This window comes from Agrobacterium sp. S7/73, from assembly GCF_019355535.1.
GTDB classification, from domain to species: domain Bacteria; phylum Pseudomonadota; class Alphaproteobacteria; order Rhizobiales; family Rhizobiaceae; genus Agrobacterium; species Agrobacterium tumefaciens.
On sequence record NZ_CP072136.1, the window covers coordinates 817,291 to 838,434 of the forward strand.

Annotated in this window: 24 protein-coding genes; 11 read left to right on the top strand and 13 right to left on the bottom strand. The window is 58.6% G+C overall.

Going from position 1 to position 21,144, the window contains the following annotated elements:
- The first annotated feature begins 14 nt into the window (after positions 1–14).
- On the top strand, positions 15–908 hold the full coding sequence (locus tag J5276_RS03710; protein ID WP_112154025.1) for an aminoglycoside phosphotransferase family protein: 894 nt from the start codon (positions 15–17) through the stop codon (positions 906–908).
- Between the two features lie 4 nt (positions 909–912).
- Here the strand turns inward: J5276_RS03710 and J5276_RS03715 are convergent, their stop codons facing one another.
- On the bottom strand, positions 913–1,443 hold the full coding sequence (locus J5276_RS03715; RefSeq protein ID WP_112154024.1) for a GNAT family N-acetyltransferase: 531 nt from the start codon (positions 1,441–1,443) through the stop codon (positions 913–915).
- A gap of 187 nt (positions 1,444–1,630) precedes the next feature.
- Positions 1,631–2,563, bottom strand: coding sequence for a DMT family transporter (locus J5276_RS03720; protein WP_025594031.1), 933 nt, complete (start codon positions 2,561–2,563; stop codon positions 1,631–1,633).
- 197 nt (positions 2,564–2,760) lie between these two features.
- Here J5276_RS03720 and gcvA point away from each other — a divergent pair, with 197 nt between their 5' ends.
- Genes gcvA through J5276_RS03735 form a run of 3 tightly spaced genes read left to right on the top strand, consistent with a single transcriptional unit; the run spans position 2,761 to position 4,853 of the window.
- Entirely contained in the window at positions 2,761–3,663 is a 903-nt protein-coding gene (gene gcvA / locus J5276_RS03725; RefSeq protein ID WP_003513188.1) for a transcriptional regulator GcvA, read from the top strand.
- A gap of 43 nt (positions 3,664–3,706) precedes the next feature.
- The gene (locus tag J5276_RS03730; RefSeq protein ID WP_013636498.1) at positions 3,707–4,315 is read left to right on the top strand and encodes a 3'-5' exonuclease; all 609 of its coding nucleotides are present in this window, start codon (positions 3,707–3,709) and stop codon (positions 4,313–4,315) included.
- Between the two features lie 46 nt (positions 4,316–4,361).
- Complete coding sequence (locus tag J5276_RS03735; RefSeq protein ID WP_003513184.1) at positions 4,362–4,853, top strand: CreA family protein; 492 nt, start codon at positions 4,362–4,364, stop codon at positions 4,851–4,853.
- A gap of 213 nt (positions 4,854–5,066) precedes the next feature.
- Here the strand turns inward: J5276_RS03735 and J5276_RS03740 are convergent, their stop codons facing one another.
- The gene (locus J5276_RS03740) at positions 5,067–5,534 is read right to left on the bottom strand and encodes a chemotaxis protein CheW (RefSeq protein ID WP_003513183.1); all 468 of its coding nucleotides are present in this window, start codon (positions 5,532–5,534) and stop codon (positions 5,067–5,069) included.
- An 85-nt stretch (positions 5,535–5,619) separates the two neighbouring features.
- Between J5276_RS03740 and J5276_RS03745 the strand changes: the two genes are divergently transcribed.
- From J5276_RS03745 to J5276_RS03755, 3 genes are all read left to right on the top strand, one after another.
- Positions 5,620–5,916, top strand: a complete 297-nt coding sequence (locus tag J5276_RS03745) for a hypothetical protein (protein WP_236761511.1) — start codon at positions 5,620–5,622, stop codon at positions 5,914–5,916.
- Between the two features lie 143 nt (positions 5,917–6,059).
- Positions 6,060–6,659 carry a cytochrome oxidase assembly protein Sco gene (gene sco / locus J5276_RS03750; protein WP_003513179.1) on the top strand — a complete coding sequence of 200 codons (600 nt, stop codon included), beginning with the start codon at positions 6,060–6,062 and terminating at the stop codon, positions 6,657–6,659.
- A 95-nt stretch (positions 6,660–6,754) separates the two neighbouring features.
- Positions 6,755–7,633: a 50S ribosomal protein L11 methyltransferase gene (locus J5276_RS03755; protein WP_111783553.1), complete on the top strand. Its 879-nt coding sequence runs from the start codon at positions 6,755–6,757 to the stop codon at positions 7,631–7,633.
- A gap of 150 nt (positions 7,634–7,783) precedes the next feature.
- Here J5276_RS03755 and J5276_RS03760 read toward each other — a convergent pair whose 3' ends face one another.
- Positions 7,784–7,957: a hypothetical protein gene (locus tag J5276_RS03760; protein WP_003513176.1), complete on the bottom strand. Its 174-nt coding sequence runs from the start codon at positions 7,955–7,957 to the stop codon at positions 7,784–7,786.
- Positions 7,958–8,294: 337 nt separating this feature from the next.
- Between J5276_RS03760 and J5276_RS03765 the strand changes: the two genes are divergently transcribed.
- A complete protein-coding gene (locus tag J5276_RS03765; RefSeq protein ID WP_111783552.1) occupies positions 8,295–10,136 on the top strand; it encodes an aminopeptidase P family protein in 1,842 nt (613 codons plus the stop codon).
- Here the strand turns inward: J5276_RS03765 and J5276_RS03770 are convergent.
- Both J5276_RS03770 and J5276_RS03775 read right to left on the bottom strand, forming a co-directional pair.
- Positions 10,133–10,447, bottom strand: coding sequence for an AzlD family protein (locus J5276_RS03770; RefSeq protein ID WP_025594027.1), 315 nt, complete (start codon positions 10,445–10,447; stop codon positions 10,133–10,135). The two genes, J5276_RS03765 and J5276_RS03770, sit on opposite strands and share 4 nt — an antisense overlap.
- Complete coding sequence (locus J5276_RS03775) at positions 10,444–11,163, bottom strand: AzlC family ABC transporter permease (RefSeq protein ID WP_025594025.1); 720 nt, start codon at positions 11,161–11,163, stop codon at positions 10,444–10,446. Before J5276_RS03775 ends, J5276_RS03770 begins: the two co-directional genes overlap by 4 nt.
- Before the next feature lie 181 nt (positions 11,164–11,344).
- On the opposite strand from J5276_RS03775, the gene J5276_RS30760 reads away from it, so the two are divergent.
- The gene (locus J5276_RS30760; protein WP_003513169.1) at positions 11,345–11,581 is read left to right on the top strand and encodes a DUF2164 domain-containing protein; all 237 of its coding nucleotides are present in this window, start codon (positions 11,345–11,347) and stop codon (positions 11,579–11,581) included.
- A gap of 7 nt (positions 11,582–11,588) precedes the next feature.
- Here the strand turns inward: J5276_RS30760 and pncA are convergent, their stop codons facing one another.
- Entirely contained in the window at positions 11,589–12,215 is a 627-nt protein-coding gene (gene pncA / locus J5276_RS03785; RefSeq protein WP_111783551.1) for a bifunctional nicotinamidase/pyrazinamidase, read from the bottom strand.
- A gap of 455 nt (positions 12,216–12,670) precedes the next feature.
- On the opposite strand from pncA, the gene J5276_RS03790 reads away from it, so the two are divergent.
- A complete protein-coding gene (locus tag J5276_RS03790; protein ID WP_112154023.1) occupies positions 12,671–13,957 on the top strand; it encodes a DUF2778 domain-containing protein in 1,287 nt (428 codons plus the stop codon).
- A 52-nt stretch (positions 13,958–14,009) separates the two neighbouring features.
- On the opposite strand, the gene J5276_RS03795 is transcribed toward J5276_RS03790, so the two are convergent.
- From J5276_RS03795 to choX, 4 genes are all read right to left on the bottom strand, one after another.
- The gene (locus J5276_RS03795; protein ID WP_003513163.1) at positions 14,010–14,435 is read right to left on the bottom strand and encodes a DMT family transporter; all 426 of its coding nucleotides are present in this window, start codon (positions 14,433–14,435) and stop codon (positions 14,010–14,012) included.
- Positions 14,432–14,914, bottom strand: a complete 483-nt coding sequence (locus J5276_RS03800) for a DMT family transporter (protein WP_003513161.1) — start codon at positions 14,912–14,914, stop codon at positions 14,432–14,434. The genes J5276_RS03795 and J5276_RS03800 overlap by 4 nt, the downstream gene beginning before the upstream one ends.
- A 110-nt stretch (positions 14,915–15,024) precedes the next feature.
- Positions 15,025–15,855 (bottom strand): alpha/beta fold hydrolase, encoded by an 831-nt coding sequence (locus J5276_RS03805; RefSeq protein WP_112154022.1) that lies wholly within the window; start codon positions 15,853–15,855, stop codon positions 15,025–15,027.
- Complete coding sequence (gene choX, locus J5276_RS03810) at positions 15,852–16,790, bottom strand: choline ABC transporter substrate-binding protein (RefSeq protein ID WP_162632968.1); 939 nt, start codon at positions 16,788–16,790, stop codon at positions 15,852–15,854. The genes J5276_RS03805 and choX overlap by 4 nt, the downstream gene beginning before the upstream one ends.
- A 102-nt stretch (positions 16,791–16,892) precedes the next feature.
- On the opposite strand from choX, the gene betI reads away from it, so the two are divergent.
- On the top strand, positions 16,893–17,489 hold the full coding sequence (betI, locus tag J5276_RS03815) for a transcriptional regulator BetI (protein ID WP_111790711.1): 597 nt from the start codon (positions 16,893–16,895) through the stop codon (positions 17,487–17,489).
- A 163-nt stretch (positions 17,490–17,652) separates the two neighbouring features.
- Here betI and J5276_RS03820 read toward each other — a convergent pair whose 3' ends face one another.
- Positions 17,653–18,465, bottom strand: a complete 813-nt coding sequence (locus J5276_RS03820) for a glycosyltransferase family 25 protein (RefSeq protein WP_112154021.1) — start codon at positions 18,463–18,465, stop codon at positions 17,653–17,655.
- A gap of 103 nt (positions 18,466–18,568) precedes the next feature.
- A complete protein-coding gene (locus J5276_RS03825; RefSeq protein WP_025594016.1) occupies positions 18,569–21,043 on the bottom strand; it encodes an ATP-dependent helicase in 2,475 nt (824 codons plus the stop codon).
- Between the last annotated feature and the right edge of the window lie 101 nt (positions 21,044–21,144).

Sequence of the window (21,144 nt, forward strand, 5' to 3'; positions counted from 1 at the left end):
ACGGGGGACGGGACATGGATGACCGCATCGTCATCTCTAGGCAGCAGGTGCGAGCGCTGATGGCAAGCCAGTTTCCGCAATGGGCGGAGCTTGATGTCAGGCCAGTGGAACTGAGCGGCTGGGATAATCGCAGCTTCCGCCTTGGTGATAATATGCTCGTTCGCCTGCCGAGCGCTGGCCGCTATGTGGCACAGGTGGAGAAGGAGCATCGCTGGCTGCCGAAGCTTGCGCCTCTTTTGCCTCTTCCGATCCCAAAGCCATTGGCGATTGGGGAGCCGGGACAAGATTATCCGTTTCCATGGTCCGTTTATGGCTGGCTTGATGGCGAGCCTCTCGCCCGGCATCTTGGGCATATAAATCTCGCAACAATAGCCGTCGACGTAGCAGCGTTTTTGAAATCCCTGCAGGGCATCGATGCGACGGATGGTCCGCTTGCGGGCGAGCAAAATTTCCACCGCGGTGGGTCGCTTGCGGTCTATGACGGCGAGGCGAGGGCGGCGACGTTGCGCCTCGCCGATGAGGTCGATCAGAGGCTGGCCATGGAAATATGGCAGCTTGCTCTTTCGAGCAGCTGGCAGGGCCAGGGCGTTTGGGTGCATGGCGATATTGCCGAAGGCAATCTGCTGGTGAGAGATGGCCGCCTCTCAGCCGTCATAGACTTCGGCAGTTCCGGCGTCGGAGACCCATCTTCCGATCTCATTCTGGCATGGAACGTGCTCGACGCCGAAAGCCGGAACGTCTTTCGCCAGGCGATGGATCTCGACAATGCCACATGGCAGCGCGGGCGCGGCTGGGCGCTGTGGAAGGCGTTGATCACGCTTGAGGCTCAACGTGGACGTGATGAGAAACTGGCCGAATGGTCACGTCGGACCATTCGGGAAGTGATTGCCGATCATTTGTCCGCCTGAAACATCAGCGCAGACGCGCCATGACGTAGGCATCCACATATTTGCCGTCGCGATAGGCATCGTTGCGCAAGGTGCCCTCGCGTTCGAAACCGAGTTTCTCATAGAGCCGGAGGGCGGCGAGATTGTCGGTGAAGACATTCAGTTCGATGCGGCGGATATCATGCCAGTTGTCGGCCGCGTCGATGAGTGCCGTCAGAAGCCTTGAACCGACGCCCTTTCCGGCGAAATCGTCGTGAACGGACATCGCAAGATCGGCGACATGGTACTGTCTGCCCGTTCTGCGGTATAATCCGGCGTTACCAACGAGTTTTCCGTGCCACTCCGCGACGATGACGATGTCGGTAGGGGCTCGGTTTTCTATCGATTTTCTCGTCTTTTCAATTGTCTGGAAAGGCTGCCGAAGCGTGCCGTGCCGGACGCCGGGAAGGTTGAGCATTTCCGTCAAAGCTTCGACGTCTTCAAGCCGGGTGGCGCGCAGGACAACGTCCTTCAGATCGAATGGCTTGTTTGTAATATCCGCTGGTTTCATGTTCATGCCTGTCTCCTTGTGCCGCGTTCGGAGCAGGCGTGACACCCCTGCTCTTATCGGCAGGGGTGGATGTTGATCGCTCAGTGCGCGGACATGCCTTTCCCTGCCGGTTGACCGGTCATCGTCATATGGCGGGTGGTCGTCGTTTTGATAGCGATCATGATGGCGAGAATGCTTTTACGAACTGTCACTGTCAAGCGGGTGCCTTGCGCAGGAAATCTCTTAGTTTTGCCGGCAGCCTGCCGTCAATCGCGGCAAGGCCGGCGGCAATCATCGCCATTCCAGCGAAGTGCTTGATTTCCAGCTGTTCTCCGAGAATGAGCGAACCGAGAAGGATGGCGCTGACGGGAATGAGGAAGGTGACGAGCGCGAGATTGGTGGCGCCGGCAGTTGCAAGGATGCGAAAGAAGATGAGGTAGGCCAGGGCCGTGGACAAGAGCGCGATACCAATGAGTGCGCCCCAGGTGCCGAGGCTCGGCATGGCAAGCGTCCAAGGCTTGTCAATGAGGAGCGCGGCGGGGATCAGCATCAGTGTCGAAGACGATATCTGGCCGGTGGCGGTCATCAGTGGCGGCACGCCCATGGCCTTGAAGCGGCGGCCGAATATGCCCGCGAAAGAATAGGAGATAGCTGCGCCGAGAATGGCAATCTGGCCCCAGAGGCCGGAGATCGCACCGCCAAAGGCTGCCGGGCCGATCATCGTCGCCACGCCGGCAAAACCGATGAGAACACCCGCCAGCTTGTTGCCGGTCATCTTCTCGTCGGCGGTGAGGAAATGGGCGACGATGACGGTAAAGAGCGGCGTCGTCGCATTGAGGATCGAGGCCAACCCGCTGGCAATATGGGTCTGGCCCCAGACGATCAGGCAGAAGGGAATGATGTTGTTGAGGAGGCCCATGCCGAAAAAGGCGCGCCATACGGCCCATTGCCGTGGCAGATGAAGGCCCATGATGCGGCAGACGATCAGCAGTGCCGTGGCAGCGAGGCTGACACGCAGCGTGACGATGGTGACCGGCGGCAGTTCCTTGACGGCAATGCCGATGAAAAAGAACGATCCGCCCCACAGCAGCGAGAGCGCCACAAGCATCCCCCATTCGCTGGCATCCATCTGTTTTTGTATTGCCACCTTCGTCTCTCCCACCGCTGGAAAATTGAAATAGTCACAGAGAACGCCACGTTCAGCCACCCGATATCGGTTGAGTTTACCTCAATCAGTCGTCTGGCAATCTTGGTTACGTCCGTGCCCGTTGCATCTATTTACTCCTCATATTATGCTGTTTTCAAACGATAGTTTCTCGTCGGATAATTGAGCTCAGCTAAACCATGGTTGCAGAACTCCCTTCCTTGAAAGGATTGCAGGCCTTTGAGGCTGCGGCGCGCTACCGCAGTGTCACGCTTGCCTCCAACGAGTTGAACGTCACCCCCGGCGCGGTCAGCCTGCAAATCCGGGAGCTGGAAGCCCGCCTTGGCGTGCAGCTGTTTGTCCGCAAGCCGCGCAGCATCCAGCTGACGAGGGAAGGGGAGCGGTATTACGGTTCCCTTCGCACCGCATTCCGGATGATGCGCGAGGCGACGGCGGAACTGACGGCGCGATCAGAGATTACGGTCTTAACGTTAAGCTGCACGCCAACTTTTGCGGTGCAATGGCTGATGCCGAGATTGCCCGGCTTTCAGCAACAACATCCGCAAGTGGATGTTCGTATCAGCGTGACGAACCGGCTGGTGGATTTCTCAAGGGACGATGTCGATCTGGCCGTGCGTCACGGTTTTGGTCGCTATGAAGGGTTGGAAAGCATCCGATTCATAGACGACAGCACCTTGCCGGTCTGCTCACCACAACTCTTTGAAAAATATGGCCCGCTTCGGGTGGCCGGTGATCTGAAATGCGTGCCGCTTCTGCACGATGAAAACCGCAACGAGTGGCGGCGCTGGCTGGAAACGGCGGGCGCTACAGAGGTCGATGCCTCCGGGGGCACCGTGTTCATCGACAGCAACGGCGCGCTGGATGCGGCCAAGGCCGGGCATGGTGTTGCGCTGACGCGGCGATCGCTTGTTTCCCGCGAACTTGCCGAGGGAGCGCTGATAGCTCCCTTCGGCACGGACATTGCCAGCACGCTTGCCTATTTCCTGGTTTATCCACGGCGCATGCTTGATAATCCCGATCTTGTGAGGCTGCTTGACTGGATGCTTGCGGAAGCGGGATCTACCGAAGCCGGTTCTCTTTGACGCCAATCCGGTCTATGCCGGAATGAAACAACGGGAATCACTCTTGAAAACCATCGCCATCGATTTCGAGACCGCCAATGAGGAACGGGGTAGCGCCTGCTCCATCGGGCTTGCGTGGATAGAAGACGGTGAGATCGTTCGCGTCGAGGAACGGCTCATCCGGCCGAAGGACATGCGGTTCTCGCCCTTCAATATTGCCGTGCACGGTATTCGCCCTGCCGATGTAGAGGATGCGCCGGAATTCCCTGATGTGATGGAGGAATTCATCGACGATTTCCACGGCGCCACGATGATTGCCCACAATGCCGCCTTCGATTTCAGCGTCATGCGGGCTTCCTTCGATAAATACCGGCAGTCCTATCCTGATCTTTCCTATCTGTGCAGCGTCAAGATTGCCCGCCATGTCTGGCCGCAGCTGGCGTCGCACAAGCTGAATGTGATTGCCCATCACCTTCAGTTGCGTTTCGTGCACCATAACGCCGCCGAAGATGCTGTCGTCTGCGCTGCGGCATCGATTGCGGCGGCCAGGGCGTTGCGCGTTGACCATATCCGCGACCTGCCGGAAAAGATCGGCATGGTCGCCGGCCGTCTCACTTCCACGGGCTATCAGCCTTGCAGCATGAAAAAACGTGTTGTCTCGCGGGTTGCGTAACCGTTCCCCACACCTATGTCTGAAGTAGCATAACGGAGAACATGCGATGACGATGAAAACGCTCTCGGGTTTGTTTGCAGGCTTTCTGGTGTTGTTTCCGGTGACGGTTGCGCATTCGGAGGTCGTCGGTAAGGTCGGTGTCGATTGGATCGGCAACGATATCGTCATCGAGGCGATTGCCGATCCCAAGATCAAGGGCGTGACCTGCCATGTCACTTATTTCGATCGTGGCGTCATCGACCGGCTGAAAAATGGCAATTGGTTTGAGGACCCTTCCAACAACGCCATTTCGTGCAGCCAGACGGGACCGGTCGAAATCGGTGATATCGATCTGTCGAAGGGCGGTGAAGAGGTTTTCCGGCAGGGCATGTCGCTGGTGTGGAAGAAGCTGGTCGTCAGTCGCGTTTACGACAAGGCGAATGACACGCTGATCTATCTGGTCCATGCGCGCGAGCTGAAGGATGGCTCGGCCAAGATGGCGATTTCGACAGTGCCTCTCTATAACCAGCAGGTGACGTGGGAAAAGGGCAAGCCTTGAGGCTTTGCCCTTGGTACTGCTGACACCATAATTCACCCGCGACGTCATCCTCGGGCCTGTCCCGAGGATACAATCACGTATCGTAAAATCGATAGGTTTTAGATGCTCGGAACAGGCCCGAGCATGACGGAGGAGAGGTTTCCGACCCTGCCGTACCCCTCAGGGCAAGCTGTGGAACCTGCGCGTTATGTTATCAAAACCTCACCGGCTCTATTAAGCCGCTTCGCGCGCCAGCTCGTCGGCAATCACGGTGTCGAGGTTGAGGAAGCACACCATGCTCTTTTCCAGCGCCACGATGCCGCGGCAGAAGTTGCGCTGTTCTTCGGGAATGATGTCGGGCGCGGGCTGCAGGTCTTCGGAGCGGATGGTCATCATGTCGGAGACCTGTTCCACGAGAAGTCCCACCAGCTTGCCGCCGATATCGGTGACGATGATGGCGGAGCGCTCGGAGGGTTCGGTCATTTTCATGCCGAGGCGGCCTGCCATGTCGATGACGGGGATGACGGCGCCGCGCAGGTTGATGAGGCCGAGAACATAAGGCGGCGTGTGCGGCATCGGGGTAACCGGCGCCCAGCCGCGGATTTCGCGGATCGCCATGATGTCGATGCAGAATTCCTGACCGCCGAGATGGAAGGAAACGATTTCGAGATATGCGCCGGATTGCTTGATGGCGTTGGACATGACGGCAGGTTTCCTCTGGCGGCTCTTAGGCAGGCCCATGCATGATTGAGCTTTATGCGGTGGCCGGAATGGACCGGGAGACATCATGTCGGAACTTAAAAACCGCTATGGCCATATTGCACAGCAAGATTTTAAACTTTCCCTAACAATTGGCGGTGCCGCGCTCGCAAAACCCAGTATTTTGGCGGTTTTCGCGCCGGTGCAAACAGGTTATAACAGACGCATGAACGCACTCGTTGCCAATCCGCTGAAGTTTATTCTTGCAAGCCTTGCGGTAGCGGCCTCGCTTGCCGTCGTGCTTCTTGCCTTTGATGGCTGGGTGCGACACGGCACGGATATTTTCCTCTCCGCCGTGCAAAGCGGCATCGCCTGGTGTCTGTAATCTGCCGTCCCGTCCCGGCTTTGTGACAAATCAGCGCGGTTTACGCAAATACGCCCAGTTGATTTGCCGTCGCCACCGCTGTTCGTTATCAGACGATGGAGGCCCACGTCATGCGGCCGGGCTTCGGGGGTAGGATTAGGACAATGAGAAATATTCGCATCGTATTGTGGGCCGTGGTTGTCGTTCTTGTCGGTGTCGTCAGCTGGTTGACGCTCGAAATGACCAAGACCCGTGAGGAAATGGTGGAAACGGCCTATGGCGTGCCGTTCGAACTCACGGCGCAGAACGGTCAGCCGATCACCGAAAAGGCGTTTCAGGGCAAGCCCACGGCGCTCTTTTTCGGTTTCACCCATTGCCCGGAAGTCTGCCCAACGACGTTGTTCGAGCTGAACGGCTGGATGGAGAAGGTAGACCCGGCCGGCGACAAGCTGCAGGCCTATTTCGTATCCGTAGACCCCGAGCGCGATACGCCTGAGCTCATGCAGCAATATGTCTCCAACGTCTCGAAGCGGATCACCGGCATCACCGGTCCGGCCGACAAGATTGCCGAAACGCTGAAAGGCTATCGCATCTATGCCAAGAAGGTGCCGGTCGATGACAAGGATCCGAATGGTGACTACACCATGGATCACACGGCTTCCGTCATCCTGCTTGACGCCAATGGTCGTTTTTCCGGCACCATCGCCTATGGCGAAAACCCCGATGTTGCCGAGCAGAAGCTCCAGAATCTGCTGAAGGGCTGAACGAGACGGCATAATTGTGCCTGGCTTATTGGACTGGCGGAGGTTTTGTGGCAAATGCAAGCCTTAAGAACCTTAGCTAGAGAAAGCAGCCTGCCGTGAGCGAAATCCGACTTTACGTCACCACGACCGAAATCAAGGCCGGTGAAATCCTCGATCTCATGTCGGACTATTTCGGCGAGGAGGATGTCGCGATCGCCACCACCGAGGTGGATGAGAAACGCGACATCTGGGAAGCTTCGGTTTACCTGATGGCCGAGCAGGAAGACGAATTCCGCGAGCGCATCGACACCTTGCTGGCACCGGCCTTTCCCGGCCTCGCCATCGAAAAGGAGATCGTTCCCGACATCGACTGGATCGCCAAGTCGCTCGAGGGGCTGAAACCGGTACGGGCAGGGCGCTTCATCGTTCACGGCGCGCATGATCGCGATAAGATCAAGCCCAACGATCTGGCCATCGAGATCGAGGCCGGTCAGGCTTTCGGCACCGGCCATCATGGCACGACAGCGGGCTGCCTTGAGATGATCGAGGATGTTCTGCGGGCGCGGACCGTGCGCAATGCGCTCGATCTCGGCACCGGCAGCGGTGTATTGGCAATTGCCGTGCGCAAGATGCGCTATATTCCGGTACTCGCAACGGACATTGATCCCATCGCGGTGCGCGTGGCCAGGGAGAATGTGCGGCTGAACGGCATCGTCTCCGGGCTGGCGCTTGAAACCGCTCCGGGTTTCCACTCCGACGCTTTCCGCAAATACGGCCCGTTCGATCTCATCATCGCCAATATTCTGGCGCGGCCGCTCATCAAGATGGCGCCGCAGCTTGTCACGCATCTGGCGCCCGGCGGCACCGTCATCCTGTCGGGAATTCTCGCATCGCAGCGCTGGAAGGTGCTTGCGGCCTATAATGGCGCGCGGCTCTCCCACGTCCGCACCATCTGGCGCAATGGCTGGGTCACGCTGCATCTGCGCAAGGACTGACGCTTTAGCAGCATTCGTTTCCGGACAAAGAAAAGGCGGCGCTTTCGCGCCGCCTGAAAACCCGCGAGCATATTGGAGGAGAATCGCTCAAGCGGGTCGACGTATTCCTGTTCCTGCGCGGTGGAGGGAGGATCGCCGCGCCCGAAGTGATCAGAATACGTAGCTGGACTTTGCGGTGCGGCGAAGTTCGGCGCGGTTCATGCCGAGCGCTTCGAGCGACTTGTCGTCGAGGTTAAGCAGGGCTGCGTTGACATGACGGCTGACCTGACGCTCGCGTGCTTCAATGACGCGATCGAAAGCGGTGCGGAGGAAAGATTTTGCCATTGCTTCAAATCCTTGTTTGCCAGGAGAGTGTGTCTCTCGCTGTGTTGGCTTGAAGATAAGCGATGTGTTTTTGTTTGGTTAGGGGTCTTGCTTCAAGGTAGGTATGCGTTTTTCGCATGTCTGCGGCTTTTCAATATTACTTATTTAGGGAAAATTGCTCAATTTAGCGGCGTCTTTTCTCGGCCTTTGGGGTAAATGGCAGCGCGCGTGCCTGTCGTAATGGTTGATGGCACATATGGCTTGAAACCGGGTTTGCCGGCATGGCATTGTCGTTGCGCGCCAATGATTTGACGGCGTTACCGACCGCTTTCCTCATGACAGTTCCCGAAAGATGCCCATGTTCCAGACCTTCGAAAACAAATCCGCGCCGCAATTCGGCAAGGCCCGCGTCGAGGCGCTGCGTGCCAGTTTCGACGCCCTTGGTATCGATGGTTTCCTGGTGCCGCGTGCCGATGAATATCAGGGCGAATATGTACCTGAATCATCTGAGCGTCTGTCATGGCTGACCGGATTTACCGGCTCTGCCGGCATTGCGCTGGTAACGCGCGCAGAGGCGGTGGTGTTTGTCGATGGTCGCTATACCACGCAGTTGAAGTCGCAGGTCGATCAATCGGTGTTCAGCGGTGGTGATTTGGTCGGTGCCCCGCCTTCCGTCTGGTTGTCGGAGCACGGGGCTGCGGGCTTTCGGCTCGGGATCGATCCGTGGCTGCATACCGGCGCTGAATTGAAGCGGTTGGAAAAGGCGCTTGCGGGGAAGGGCGGTTCCGTCGTCCTGCTCGAAAACAACCCACTCGATGCGCTGTGGCACGACCGCCCGTCAGAACCGCTGGAGCCTGTCGTCATTCAGCCGGAAGCCTTCACCGGCAAGCTGGCGAAGGAAAAGATCGCCTCGCTGGCAGAGACGGTGTCGGCCAAGGGAGCCGATGCCCTGCTGGTGACAGATCCGTCTTCCATTGCCTGGATTTTCAATATTCGCGGCAACGATGTGCCGCACACGCCGCATCCGCTTGCCCGCGCCATCATCTATGCGGATGGCAAGGCTGATATTTTTCTCGACAAACGCAAGACCGGTATCGAGGCCGAGGCCTATCTGGCACAGCTGGCGACGCAATTGCCGCCATCGACTATCGCCGATCGTCTGCACGCCATTGCCAGCGCCAAGGGCCGCGTCATGGTGGACGCCGATCTGACGCCTGTGGCGCTGACAGGGGCGATTACAGCGGCGGGTGGCACCTTGATTGAGGAGGCCGATCCCGTCCGCTTGCCGCGCGCGTGCAAGAACGCGGCGGAGCTTGCCGGCTCGGCAGCGGCACATGTGCAGGACGGCGCGGCTATGGTTGAATATCTGTGCTGGCTGGATCGTCAGCAACCGGGCAGCGTTACCGAAATCGCGGCCGTGAAGGCGCTGGAGGCTGCGCGCGCCAAAGTGGGGCAGTCTCTCCAGAATCCTCTAAAGGACGTGTCTTTCGATACGATTTCGGGCGCGGGCGAACATGCCGCCATCATCCATTATCGCGTCACCACCGATACGGACCGGACACTTGGCGATGGTGAGATGTTCCTCGTCGATTCCGGCGCGCAATATGTCAACGGCACCACTGACATCACCCGCACCGTGGCAATCGGCAATGTCCCGGAAGATCAGCGGCGTTTCTTCACGCTGGTGCTGAAGGGCGTGATCGCCATCAGCGACGCACGGTTTCCCAAGGGAACGCGCGGTTGCGATCTCGATCCCCTGGCGCGTATCGCGCTGTGGAAGGCCGGTGCGGATTATGCTCATGGCACCGGCCACGGCGTCGGCTCCTATCTTTCGGTGCATGAGGGGCCGCAGCGTATTTCTCGGCTTTCGACGCAGGAACTTCTGCCGGGCATGATTCTGTCGAATGAGCCCGGTTATTACCGCCCCGGCGCTTTTGGCATCCGCATCGAAAACCTGATCTATGTGCGCGAGGCGGCGGAAGTCGCGGGCGGCGATCAGCCGATGTTGTCCTTCGAGACCCTGACCTGGTGCCCTATCGATCGCAGGCTGGTCGTCACGGCACTTTTGACCGACGACGAACTGGACTGGCTGAATGCCTATCACGCCGGCGTTCTGGAAAAGCTCTCGCCTTTGATCGCGGATGAAGAGGTGAAAGCGTGGCTTGTTGCGGCCACGCAGCCTCTGGCGCGGAACGCTTAAAGGATAGAAAAGTGCCTGATGGCGATAACGATCGCCCAGCCAATGGTCAGCATCGTCAGGCCGGGGAAACGCAGGCAGACCAGAAGAGCGGCCACCATTGCGATCTTCACCTCGTATCCGCCTTCAAAAAAGGCGGGTGCGACAAGGGTCGTCAAAACCGCCACGGGAACGGCGTTCAATCCCGCTTCCATGCGCGGCGGGATGGATTTCATCCGCGTCATCAGAACATAACCGCCGATGCGGGTAAGATAGGTGGCGACGGTGGCGAGCGCGATCAGGATCAGCGTGTCGGCGTGCAGCAGATCGCTCATGGCGTTTCCACCTTGCTTTCAGAATTGGCCTCGCCGGTTGGTTTCGGCGGATAGACGACTGCGACGAGAATACCGGCAAGCGCGCCGAGGCTGACATGCCAGGGCGAGCCGACGATGTGATAGGCAACGGTTGCGCCAAGAGCGCTTGCCAGCATCACCGGGTAAAAATTCTCCCGCTGGCGGAAGCTCAAAACCATGCCCATGAAATAGATCGGCAACAGCACATCAAGGCCGATGGCTTTCGGGTCGCCGACGAGATTGCCGAGCGATGCGCCGACAATGGTCATCACCAGCCACAGAATATAGATCGGCGTGGCGAAGCCCATGTACCAGGCAAAACCGACCACGCCAGTGTTTTCGTATTTCCTGACCGACTCGGCGAATTGTGGATCCACCAGCACGAAGAACCCGATGGCCTTTTGCAGGAAAGTCCAGTTGGTAATCATTCTGGCAATGGCGGCCGAATAGAGAATATGGCGAAAATTGACGGCAAACACCGATAGCACGATCAGCCAGGGGGCAACCTTCTGGCCGAATAATTCGATGCCGACCAGCTGGCTGGCACCGGCATAGACGGTGCCGCTCATGATCGTCGCTTCGGCGACGCTCAGCCCGTTATCGACCGCGACCGCGCCGAACAGCGCGCCAAAGGGAGCGGCGGAAAGGGCGATCGGAAAGCCGCTTTTGAGGCCTTCGCGGAAATCTGCATTGGACATTGTTCAGGAACTCCTTGCCCGCCGCTCTATCGCCGTCCCGGCCGGCTGGCAAACAAATTGCATGAATGGATCGATTGATTCCCTTGAAGCTTCCGTTACGGTAACGCCGATACGCGACGTCGGACGGAAGGCCTCACCCGGTTTTTGCTCCCCGCCCAAACGATTGAATAATGGAGGATCAATGCTGGAGAAGCAGGACAGGGCAGTGCTGGCTGCGCGTGTTCGGGAGTATCTGGCCCGGGAGACCGAAACCGAGATCGGCTTGCTGCAGGCGGAAATCTTCGTCGACTTTCTGGCCGAAGAAGTCGGATATGTCTTTTACAATCAGGGGCTCAAGGATGCGCATGCCGCGATCCTGCGGCGCCTGGAGGATGCGGCAGGCGATATCGACGTGCTGGAGAAGCCGAGGCTGCGATGACCGGCCCTCAGTCGTCCAAAATGTCGCGGCTTTTGAGGATGGTCGCGCCTTTTTCCCGCATGGCCGCAATCGACGCCTGTATACCTTGGGGATCGATCCCGCGGCTGGCATCCTCGATGAAACGCACCTTGACGCCAGGCAGCATGTCGAGGGCATCGAGCACCGAGAAACTGACGCAATAATCGGTGGCGAGCCCGCATATGTCGAGCTGGGTTACGCCTTGGCGCGTCAGATAATCGGCAAGACCTGTCGTTGCCCCCTGATCATTGTCGCGAAAGGCGGAATAGCTGTCGACGGCGGGATTTTCGCCTTTCTGCTGGATATAGTCGAAAGCCTCCGTCTTGAGGTCGGGATGGAATTCCGCATCCGGCGTGCCCTGCACGCAATGGTCCGGCCACATCATCTGCGGTTTGCCGGAGAGTTCACCCATATCGAACGGCTTCTTGCCGACATGCTGCGAGGCAAAGCTGCCGTGATTTTCCGGGTGCCAATCCTGCGAGGCGACGATCAGATCGTAACCGCCATTGTCGATCAGGGCGTTGGCGACGGGCACGATCCGGTCGCCATCGGCGACAGCCAGATTACCGCCCGGACAAAAGCCGTTCTGGATATCGATGAGCAGCAGCGCCTTCATGATTTGCCTCCCTTATTTCCGGCAGGATGCCAAGCCGGCAGCAACGGATCAAGTGCCCTTACCAGCTTTGTGTGTGCTTGACGGCTGATGGCATAGATTTGCTCCGTCGCAGTCCTGCCGCATTTACAGCAAATTTCCGGCAAAGTCGGAATTTACCTGACGATGCGGCGACGTAAACTTTAAAGGCCGATGACGCCCTGCGGGGCATTTTCCGCGAAAAGGCGATGCAGATGCATGCCCAGCCCGCGCAAGTCATTGTTTTGCCTTCGCCCGATAATGCGCAGACCTTAACGAATTATTTTTGCAGGGACTCGTAAACACTTTGGTTACCATAATTCGTCATGCTTCGAACCAGTCAGTTCCGAAATCGGCCGGGTGTCCACCCGCTGTTCGGATGCCCCAAAATCCCTCCGGCTTTGCCCGGGTGTGCGTGAACGGTTCGAGTAACGAGTATCATGGCGTATTCTGCTGCGGCTTATAATGGCGCCGGTCTTGCCGGTTCGTCTTGCCTCAAGAGAGGCAAATCCTTTTCTCTTGGCCGAATGTCCGCTCTGCTTGGCGGTGGTGCCTTTGCCGGTCTGTTCGCCTTCGCTGCCTTCGCCTCGCTTCACACGATGGCGGCCGCATCGCATGGTGTCGGGCAGTTTGAGAAGACGCTGGTGGCGAGGCTGGAGTCTGGCGAGGCTGCGATTTCCGGCGCAGCCGCACGGGATATTCACGTCCGCAAATTTTCCCGTCTGAGCGACCACAGCCATGGCCCGCAGAAGGCGGTTCGCCTTGCCGGCATCATGCCCGAAATCGGCGAGAAGGAGTTCCGCGAGCGTTTTGGCGCGGCTGCGAACGCGAAGGGGCAGGCGACAGTCAAGGAACTTGCAGCGCTGCGGCCCTCCGCCATCGTCGATTCGGCGCTTGGACGCACCACAGAGGTCGCATATCAGAGCGCCGCATCGCAACATCCGGCATTTGAAGTGGCATTAGGGCGCCCGCAGATCGAGGAAGAGGCGAGCAGCCTGCTTCCGGACGACGTCCCTTTGCCAAGCTTCCGGGCCGAGGTTGCGGCTGCCGAAACGGTGGAGCCATCACCCCGCCCCGCCGTTCTAGCGAAGACCGATGAACACCCGGCAGCCGTTGCTTCCGCACCTGCTTTCGATGCGCCGGTGCCTGCGCGTGCACCCCAGCAGCCGCGGCAGGGCACGGCCGGCATGCTCGCCTTTGCAAAACCTGATAATCCGGTGCGCGAGCCGAGCAAGATGGATGCGGTTCCGTGGCCGGATCGCGGCAACGGCACGGCGATCTACGATATTTCCTCCGGCCTGGTTCATATGCCGAACGGCGAAAAGCTCGAGGCACATTCGGGCATCGGCAAGATGCGCGACAACCCCGACTATGTTCATGTGAGAATGCGCGGCTCGACGCCGCCCTCCAGCTATCGTCTGACGATGCGCGAGGCGCGGTTCCATGGCGTCGAAGCAATCCGTCTGACACCGGAAAATGGCGTCAATCCGCATGGCCGCGACGGTCTTCTCGCCCACACCTATATGCTGGCGAAACGCGGTGAATCGAATGGCTGCGTTGTGTTCCGGGATTACTCCCGGTTCCTTGCGGCCTTCAAACGTGGCGAAGTCAAACGCATGGTCGTGGTGCCGAAGCTGAATGGTGGTCGCCCGACGCTCGCAAGCAGCGGTGGCAAGAGTGGCGGCAAGACCCTGCTCAGCATGTTCTCACGCGACAGCGATACCTGATTTACGCTTTCCCGGACGTAAAACCGCTGCACATTTTTACCGGAGAAATGCCCTAGCGGCCGCGTCGCTGGGTCAGCACCATGCCGGCGAGAATCAGCAGAATGCCGAGTGCGCTCGCCCAGAGTTTCGGCGGCTGATCGCTGAAAAAGTCGAGCACGACGCTTGAGACCATCTGGCCGCTGATGACGAGAAGTGCGGTATTGACCGCGCCGATGCGGGGGATGAGCCAGCTTCCCGAAGCGATGAAGACAACACCGATGGGGCCACCGATAAAGGCAAGCCACGGCGCGTCGGCCGCGCCTGGCGGAATGAGGCCGCCGACGATGAGGCCGATGACGGTCAATACCCCGAAACCGACGATATGGTTCCAGAACGAGGCGATCAGCGGTGAGTTCGACAGGCTGAGGCGGCCGTTGACCTGACGGCTTAGTGCCACAAAGACGCCGCCGGTAAACGCCATGGCTATCCAGACGATCATGCCGTTCTCCCGACAAGGATAATAAGTGCGCTGCCACAGAGAATCAGTGCCACCGCCGCCATGTCACGCAAATCCGGCCGCCGTTTGGGCAGGCCAAACAGGCCGAAGAAATCGGCCAGAAGGCTGAAGATCACCTGTCCGCCCAACCCGAGCGCGATGGTGCCGGAGAGGGCAAGCGGCGAATTGACGGCGGTGGAGGTGAGGATGACGATGGCCGCACCAATCACCCCACCGCAATAGGCCCAGAGCGGCGCCTTCGGTTTGGCCAGCGCACCCGCCTCCGTCTTCGGGCGCATGATCGCGAGATAGATCAGCGCCGCCACCGTGCCGGTGCCGTGTGCAGTCCAGGAGGAGAAAAGTGCGTTACCGTAATGCGCAAGCTGGCCGTTGAAATGCACCATCAATGTCAGAAGACAGCCGCTTGCGAAGGCGGCGGCAAGGTGCAACGGGTTCAGGCGGGGATGGGTCGTTTCTGTCATGGCCAGCCAAAATATGATTATTCAGCGAAGCGTTACAACATCGGCACCTGAATCGAAATCGATTTGTCAGTTGTTTCCAGAAACTTGTTCAACCGGCGCACTCCACCCTCTTACTTAGCGCAGTCGGTCATCACATCCGCGAAAAAATCGGCGATCAGCGTGGATACGCCCTTCGGGTTTTCCCAATGCGGATTGTGGCCATGCCCATCGAGCGTAACGGTTTGAGCCTCGGGAAAGGCGGCGGCCAATTTTCGACGATGCGACGCGCCGAAAAGGGGGTCTTCGAAACCGGCGAGGCACAGTACCGGTTTTTTTATTCTGGACGCGCTGTGATGCAGGTTTGTATCCGCAAAGCGCTCAACGACGCCATGCCAGATGGCAGCCGGCATGTTGGCGGCATCCTGTTTCATTTTCGACAAAAAATCTTCGTCGACTGGCTGACTGCACGAATACCAGCCGCGCAGAAAGCCGCTATTGGGTCCGATCGGGTCCCGAAGTGCGAGAATATCTCTGGTCAACTGGCTTTCAGCGCCAAAATCCGGCTCAAGCGTTGCCGAGATGAGGGCAAGAGCCCGGATCGTGTCGCCTCGCCGGGCGGCAAGTTCGATAGTGGTCATCGCACCCATGGAGTGGCCGAGCAGAAACAGCCGTGAAATACCCAGGAGCGTTAGAAACCGATCGACCGTTTCGGCGAAATCAGCGACATGCAGGCTCTGTCCCGCCGAGGAAACACCGTGTCCGGGCAGGTCAGGGACGATGAGCCTGTATTCGCTGAAAAAAGGCTCCAGCATGGAGAAGCTGCGGCTGGTGTCCGAAAAACCATGCAGCATCAGCAGGACTGGGCCCGGACCGCCGGTGTCGATGAAAGCCAGCTGGCGACCGCGGGGCAATTCTACATATTGCTTCCGCTTCTCCCAATCATCCTGCAATATTGCCGTCACAGGCCGATCCCCGCCTTTACGGCAGTGAGACCATCCTGCCCGTCGAACGTCGATACGCCCTTCAGCCAGGCGTCCATTCGTTGCGGCTCATCCTTGATCGCCTGCCTTGCCGCGTCTTCCGGGGACATTCCACCGTTCATGATATAATCCATGCCCTTGTTCTCGTACTCCACGTCGAATGCGAGATTGTCGAGCAGCTTCGCCACATTCGGGCATTCCTGTAGGTAGCCTTTGCGTACCTGCGTATCGACTGTTGCAGCGCCGAAGTCGGGCCCGTAAAATTTATCGCCGCCCGTCAGATACTTGATGTCGAATTTGCTGTTCATCGGGTGCGGCGCCCAACCCTGGAAAACAATGAAGGACTTGTTGCGGGCGAAACGGGTTACCTGCGAAAGCATGCCCTGTTCGCTGGACTCGACCACTTCCCAATTGTGCAGTCCCAGTGCCGGATCGTTGACGGCATCCAGCATCAATTGGTTGGAGCCCGGTTCGATGCCGTAGAGCTTGCTGTCGAACTTGTCCGCGAATTTTTGCAGGTCGGAGAAATCCCTGACGCCGGCATCCCAAACATAGGTCGGAACCGCGAAAGTGTATTTGGCGCCTACAAGATTGGTTCGGACTTTTTCGACCGATCCGTCTTCCTTGTAAGGCTTGTAGTAGTTCACCATTGCCGGGTTCCAATAGCCCAGAAAGACGTCGAGATCCTTGCTCTTCAGGCTCGTGTAGATGACGTCGATCCCGAGAAGCTGGCTTTGCGGCTCATATCCCAGTGACTTCAACAGCGACATGGCGATGCCGGTGGTGAAAGCGAGATCGTTCCAGCCCGGCTCGGCCAGTCGCACAACCTTGCAAGTTTCAGCATCCGATGCGAGCGCGGAAGTGCCGACGGTCGTCAAAACCATCGCGGCCGAAAAAACACCTGCCCATTTTTTCATTGTTCCACCTTTTTTTGTCTATTGGGTCATTAGATTGACCGGTGGGACAATAATTGATCTTTACGGAAAATTTGTCAATATTGCTCACGCAAGGAGACAAAGATGCGACTGACCAAGATAAGCGATATTCGCCGGGCGGAGCTGAGGCGGGCTGCATTCGAAGTTCTTCAGCGTGAGGGAATGGCGGGTGCCACGCTTGAAAGGGTGGCGGCGCAGGCAGGCGCCTCGAAAGGCATCGTGCTGCATTATTTCGCCAACAAGCAGGAACTGTTCGAGCACGCGATGCGTGAAGCCAATGTGAAGCTGAAGGAGGCCGTGGTGGCGCGCCTCAATCGGGCGGTCAGTCCGCGTGAACGGCTCGATGCGATTATCGAGGCGAATTTCGACGAGAGCTTCTTTCAGCCCTCGATCTGCCACGCCTGGCTGTCGCTTTGCGCCGAGGTTCCGCGCGAGCCGCAGCTCGCCAGGATTCAGAAGGTGATCCATGCGCGGATGCGCTCCAATCTTTTGTCGGCTTTGGTGCATCTCGTGCCGAGGCAAGACTGCGCAACTGTCGCGCTTGGCATCACTTCGCTTATCGACGGCCTCTGGTTGCGCTCAGGATTGCAGTCCGGTGGTTTGACGCGCGACGAGGCAATGGAGCAGATGCGGGATTACCTGTCTCACAGGTTACCGCAGGCAAAAGCTGACAATCCGTAGGGAACCAGAACGCGCGCTTCGCATTATTCCACCATGAAGAAAACGACGCGCAAACCCTTGAACCGGATGACGATTTTCGTCATTTCGATTTTCACTCTCGCAGCTGTGATCGCGGCGGTCTATCTGGTTGGGTTCACGCCCGGCGAAGTGTAGGCCGGCGTAGTCAATTGCCGGTGGGAACGGCCTTGCCCTTGGCGCGCTCCAGCGCAACGGTCAGCTTGGCAACGGCAAAGCGGAGGCTGCGCATGAGGAAACGGCTGGTTTCCAGAAAAGTGCGGTAGGGCAGCACGGTGAAGTAGCGCCAGCGGGGCAGACGGTATATCCGCAGATTGTTCTGGATCTGGCTTTCCCCGTCCGCATCCTGCGTGGCGCAGAGTGGGTAAATGAAGGCTGCCTTCAGGCCAGCGAGGTATTCCAGGTCGAAGGCAATATCGTAGGCAAGCCGCATGGGGATCAGCTTCGAGATCCATTTGCCGGCGCGGCGGTTGACGAGATATGCGCCCGAACCCTTTTCCCGCGTCAACGCAATTGCGAGTGAGCGTCCGCCAACGAGCTTGCGGAACGGAAACTTGCGACCGTTGCTGACCGTGGTCAGCCGAAGCAGATCCCAGTCGCTCCCGTTCACTATCGCCTCGTCGATTGCTTCCAGGAAATCCTTTTCGAAGACGACATCGTCTTCAAGAATGAGCGCGATGTCGGCATCGCTGCCCATGAACCTGTTGGCACAGGCAACATGGCTGAGATAGCAGCCGATTTCCGGCGGCGAGGTGCGGCGGCCATGCATGAGCATGTAGGAAAGCTCGCTGAATTCCGGGATCGGATAATTCAGTTCGCGGCCATTAACGCCCGGGACCCGCTCTGCCTTCAGCCCGATGGCGTCGAGGCGTGCGTTCATGTCCTCGAGGCGCTTGGTGGCGCTGTCCATATTGATCAGGAAAACGGCAAGCTTGCGCCCGCTTTTCGGTAAAATATGCAAAGCAGTCCTCGCCCGGTTTCTGCACCCTGTTGCAACTCCTTTATTGCAACGGCGTGACGGGGGCTATGGAAAAAACTGCATTCGCACACTCATAGTTGTCGAATCAAACCTTTTCCACAAATCCATCCAGCACACGCTTTTGTCCGGCGCGGTCAAAATCGATGGTCAATTTGTTACCCTCGATAGCGGAGATGTTGCCATTGCCGAATTTGATATGGAAAACGCGGTCTCCGACCACGAATTTCGACGGTGTGTCGGCAACCGATTTTGCCACCAGTTCGCCGTCGATCGTGCGGGCGCGGGGCCCGCTTTCACCATAACCAATCCGCTCGACCGCATGGCCGGAGCGTGTGCCCCAGTTATCGCGGGTCGCGTCGGACTTGTTGGCCTGGGCACGTTTCCAGCCGGGGGTGGAGTAGTTGTTGGCGAAGGGCTCCGCCTTGTCGAAACGGGACTGGCCATAACCGCCGCGTCCGCCGTAACCACCGTAATTGCTGTCGGATGCCGCCACATCCACGTGCGCTGGCGGCAGTTCATCGAGAAAACGCGAGGGCAGGGTGGATTGCCACAGACCATGGATACGCCGGTTCGATACGAACCAGATATGGCATAGCTTCTTGGCGCGGGTGATGCCGACATAGGCGAGACGACGTTCTTCCTCCAGACCGGAGCGGCCGCCTTCGTCCAGCGCCCGCTGGTGCGGGAACAGACCTTCTTCCCAACCGGGAAGGAAGACGGTGTCGAATTCCAGCCCCTTGGCGGAATGCAGCGTCATGATTGAGACGGCATCGAGATTTTCGTTCTGCTCGGCATCCATGACGAGCGCGACATGCTCGAGGAAACCGCGCAGGCTCTCGAAGGCCTCCATCGAGCGGATGAGTTCCTTCAGGTTTTCCAGCCGACCGGGTGCTTCCGCCGTCTTGTCGGCCTGCCACATGGCAGTATAGCCGCTTTCGTCCAGGATCTGCTCGGCAAGCGTGGTGTGTTCGGTGTTTTCCAGAAGCCCCTGCCAGCGGCGGAAATCCTGCACCACGTCGAACAGCGCCTTGCGCGCTTTCGGTTTCAGCTCGTCGGTCTCGATGATGTCGGTCGCTGCCGCCAGCATCGGAATGTCGCGGGCGCGGGCGTAATCATGCAGATTGCGGATGGTCGTGTCGCCCAGGCCGCGCTTGGGGGTGTTGACGATGCGCTCGAAGGCCAGATCGTCGGCCGGCTGGCAGACAAGGCGAAAATAGGCCATGGCATCGCGGATTTCGAGACGCTCGTAGAAGCGCGGACCGCCGATGACGCGGTAATTGAGGCCTAGCGTGACGAAACGGTCTTCGAACTCGCGCATCTGGAAGGAGGCGCGAACGAGAATGGCCATGTCGTTCAGCTTGTGGTTCTTGCGCTGAAGCTGCTCGATTTCTTCACCGACGGCGCGGGCTTCCTCTTCGGAATCCCAGGCCGCATGCACCACGACCTTCTCATCGTCGGGGCTGCTGCGCTCGGTGAACAGGGTCTTGCCGAGACGCCCTTCATTATGGGCGATCAGATGGCCGGCGGTGCCCAGAATATGCTCGGTGGAGCGGTAGTTACGCTCCAGCTTGATGACCTTGGCACCGGGAAAATCCTTGTCGAAGCGCAGGATGTTGTCCACTTCGGCGCCGCGCCAGCCATAGATCGACTGGTCGTCGTCGCCGACGCAGCAGACGTTTTGCGGCTCGCCTTTGGGGCGCTGGGCAAGAAGCCTGAGCCACATATATTGCGCCGTATTGGTGTCCTGATATTCGTCCACCAGAATGTAGCGGAATTTCTGATGGTACTCCTTCAGAATATCGGGATTGCGGCGGAAGATGCTGATGGGGTGCAGCAGAAGATCGCCGAAATCGCAGGCGTTCAGCGTTTTCAGCCGGTTCTGATATGCCGTGTAAAGTTCGCGGCCCTTGCCATTGGCAAAGGCGCGGGAATCGCCCTCGGGAATATCCGGCGGCGTCAGCCCCTTGTTCTTCCAGCCGTCAATCATGCCGGCGAATTGTTTGGCCGGCCAGCGCTTGTCATCAAGACCTTCGGCCTGGATAAGCTGTTTGATCAGCCGCACCACATCGTCGGTGTCGAGAATGGTGAAATCAGACTTCAGGCCGATGAGTTCGGCATGGCGACGCAAGAGCTTGACACCGATGGAGTGGAAAGTGCCGAGCCAGGGCATGCCCTCAACCGCGCCGCCGACCAGAACGCCAATACGTTCCTTCATCTCGCGGGCGGCCTTGTTGGTGAAGGTCACGGCCAGAATCTGGCTGGGATAGGCGCGTCCGGTCGCCAGAATATGGGCGATGCGGGTGGTCAGAACGCGGGTCTTGCCGGTGCCGGCGCCCGCAAGCACCAGAACCGCGCCGTCCAGTGTCTCCACGGCTTCGCGCTGTTCCGGGTTGAGGCCGGAAAGATAGTCGGGCGTGGGCCGGGCCTGATCGCGTGCCGCCATGGCGCGCGCGGCAATGCCAAGCCCGCCAGCGTTGCCTGCATCGGCATTGTTCGTCGCCTTGCGCGGCGCCTCAGGTTCTTCGTCGAAGAACGGCATATCGTCAAAACTGTTGCTCATGCGGCCCAATGTAGTGATTCGGGATATAAAGGCTAGAACCGTGTTCTGCTTTTATTCCGGTATCATCCGTCAAAACGCCTATTCCAAGACGTTTTTTTCGT

What these genes read in the sequence shown, in the direction of transcription:
- J5276_RS03710 (WP_112154025.1), top strand. Translation starts at nt 15, where the DNA reads ATGGATGACCGCATCGTCATCTCTAGGCAGCAGGTGCGAGCGCTGATG.
- J5276_RS03715 (WP_112154024.1), bottom strand. Translation starts at nt 1,443, where the DNA reads ATGAACATGAAACCAGCGGATATTACAAACAAGCCATTCGATCTGAAG.
- gcvA (WP_003513188.1), top strand. Translation starts at nt 2,761, where the DNA reads ATGGTTGCAGAACTCCCTTCCTTGAAAGGATTGCAGGCCTTTGAGGCT.
- J5276_RS03735 (WP_003513184.1), top strand. Translation starts at nt 4,362, where the DNA reads ATGACGATGAAAACGCTCTCGGGTTTGTTTGCAGGCTTTCTGGTGTTG.
- J5276_RS03740 (WP_003513183.1), bottom strand. Translation starts at nt 5,534, where the DNA reads ATGTCCAACGCCATCAAGCAATCCGGCGCATATCTCGAAATCGTTTCC.
- J5276_RS03745 (WP_236761511.1), top strand. Translation starts at nt 5,620, where the DNA reads ATGTCGGAACTTAAAAACCGCTATGGCCATATTGCACAGCAAGATTTT.
- sco (WP_003513179.1), top strand. Translation starts at nt 6,060, where the DNA reads ATGAGAAATATTCGCATCGTATTGTGGGCCGTGGTTGTCGTTCTTGTC.
- J5276_RS03760 (WP_003513176.1), bottom strand. Translation starts at nt 7,957, where the DNA reads ATGGCAAAATCTTTCCTCCGCACCGCTTTCGATCGCGTCATTGAAGCA.
- J5276_RS03765 (WP_111783552.1), top strand. Translation starts at nt 8,295, where the DNA reads ATGTTCCAGACCTTCGAAAACAAATCCGCGCCGCAATTCGGCAAGGCC.
- J5276_RS03770 (WP_025594027.1), bottom strand. Translation starts at nt 10,447, where the DNA reads ATGAGCGATCTGCTGCACGCCGACACGCTGATCCTGATCGCGCTCGCC.
- J5276_RS03775 (WP_025594025.1), bottom strand. Translation starts at nt 11,163, where the DNA reads ATGTCCAATGCAGATTTCCGCGAAGGCCTCAAAAGCGGCTTTCCGATC.
- J5276_RS30760 (WP_003513169.1), top strand. Translation starts at nt 11,345, where the DNA reads ATGCTGGAGAAGCAGGACAGGGCAGTGCTGGCTGCGCGTGTTCGGGAG.
- pncA (WP_111783551.1), bottom strand. Translation starts at nt 12,215, where the DNA reads ATGAAGGCGCTGCTGCTCATCGATATCCAGAACGGCTTTTGTCCGGGC.
- J5276_RS03790 (WP_112154023.1), top strand. Translation starts at nt 12,671, where the DNA reads ATGGCGTATTCTGCTGCGGCTTATAATGGCGCCGGTCTTGCCGGTTCG.
- J5276_RS03795 (WP_003513163.1), bottom strand. Translation starts at nt 14,435, where the DNA reads ATGATCGTCTGGATAGCCATGGCGTTTACCGGCGGCGTCTTTGTGGCA.
- J5276_RS03800 (WP_003513161.1), bottom strand. Translation starts at nt 14,914, where the DNA reads ATGACAGAAACGACCCATCCCCGCCTGAACCCGTTGCACCTTGCCGCC.
- choX (WP_162632968.1), bottom strand. Translation starts at nt 16,790, where the DNA reads ATGAAAAAATGGGCAGGTGTTTTTTCGGCCGCGATGGTTTTGACGACC.
- betI (WP_111790711.1), top strand. Translation starts at nt 16,893, where the DNA reads ATGCGACTGACCAAGATAAGCGATATTCGCCGGGCGGAGCTGAGGCGG.
- J5276_RS03825 (WP_025594016.1), bottom strand. Translation starts at nt 21,043, where the DNA reads ATGAGCAACAGTTTTGACGATATGCCGTTCTTCGACGAAGAACCTGAG.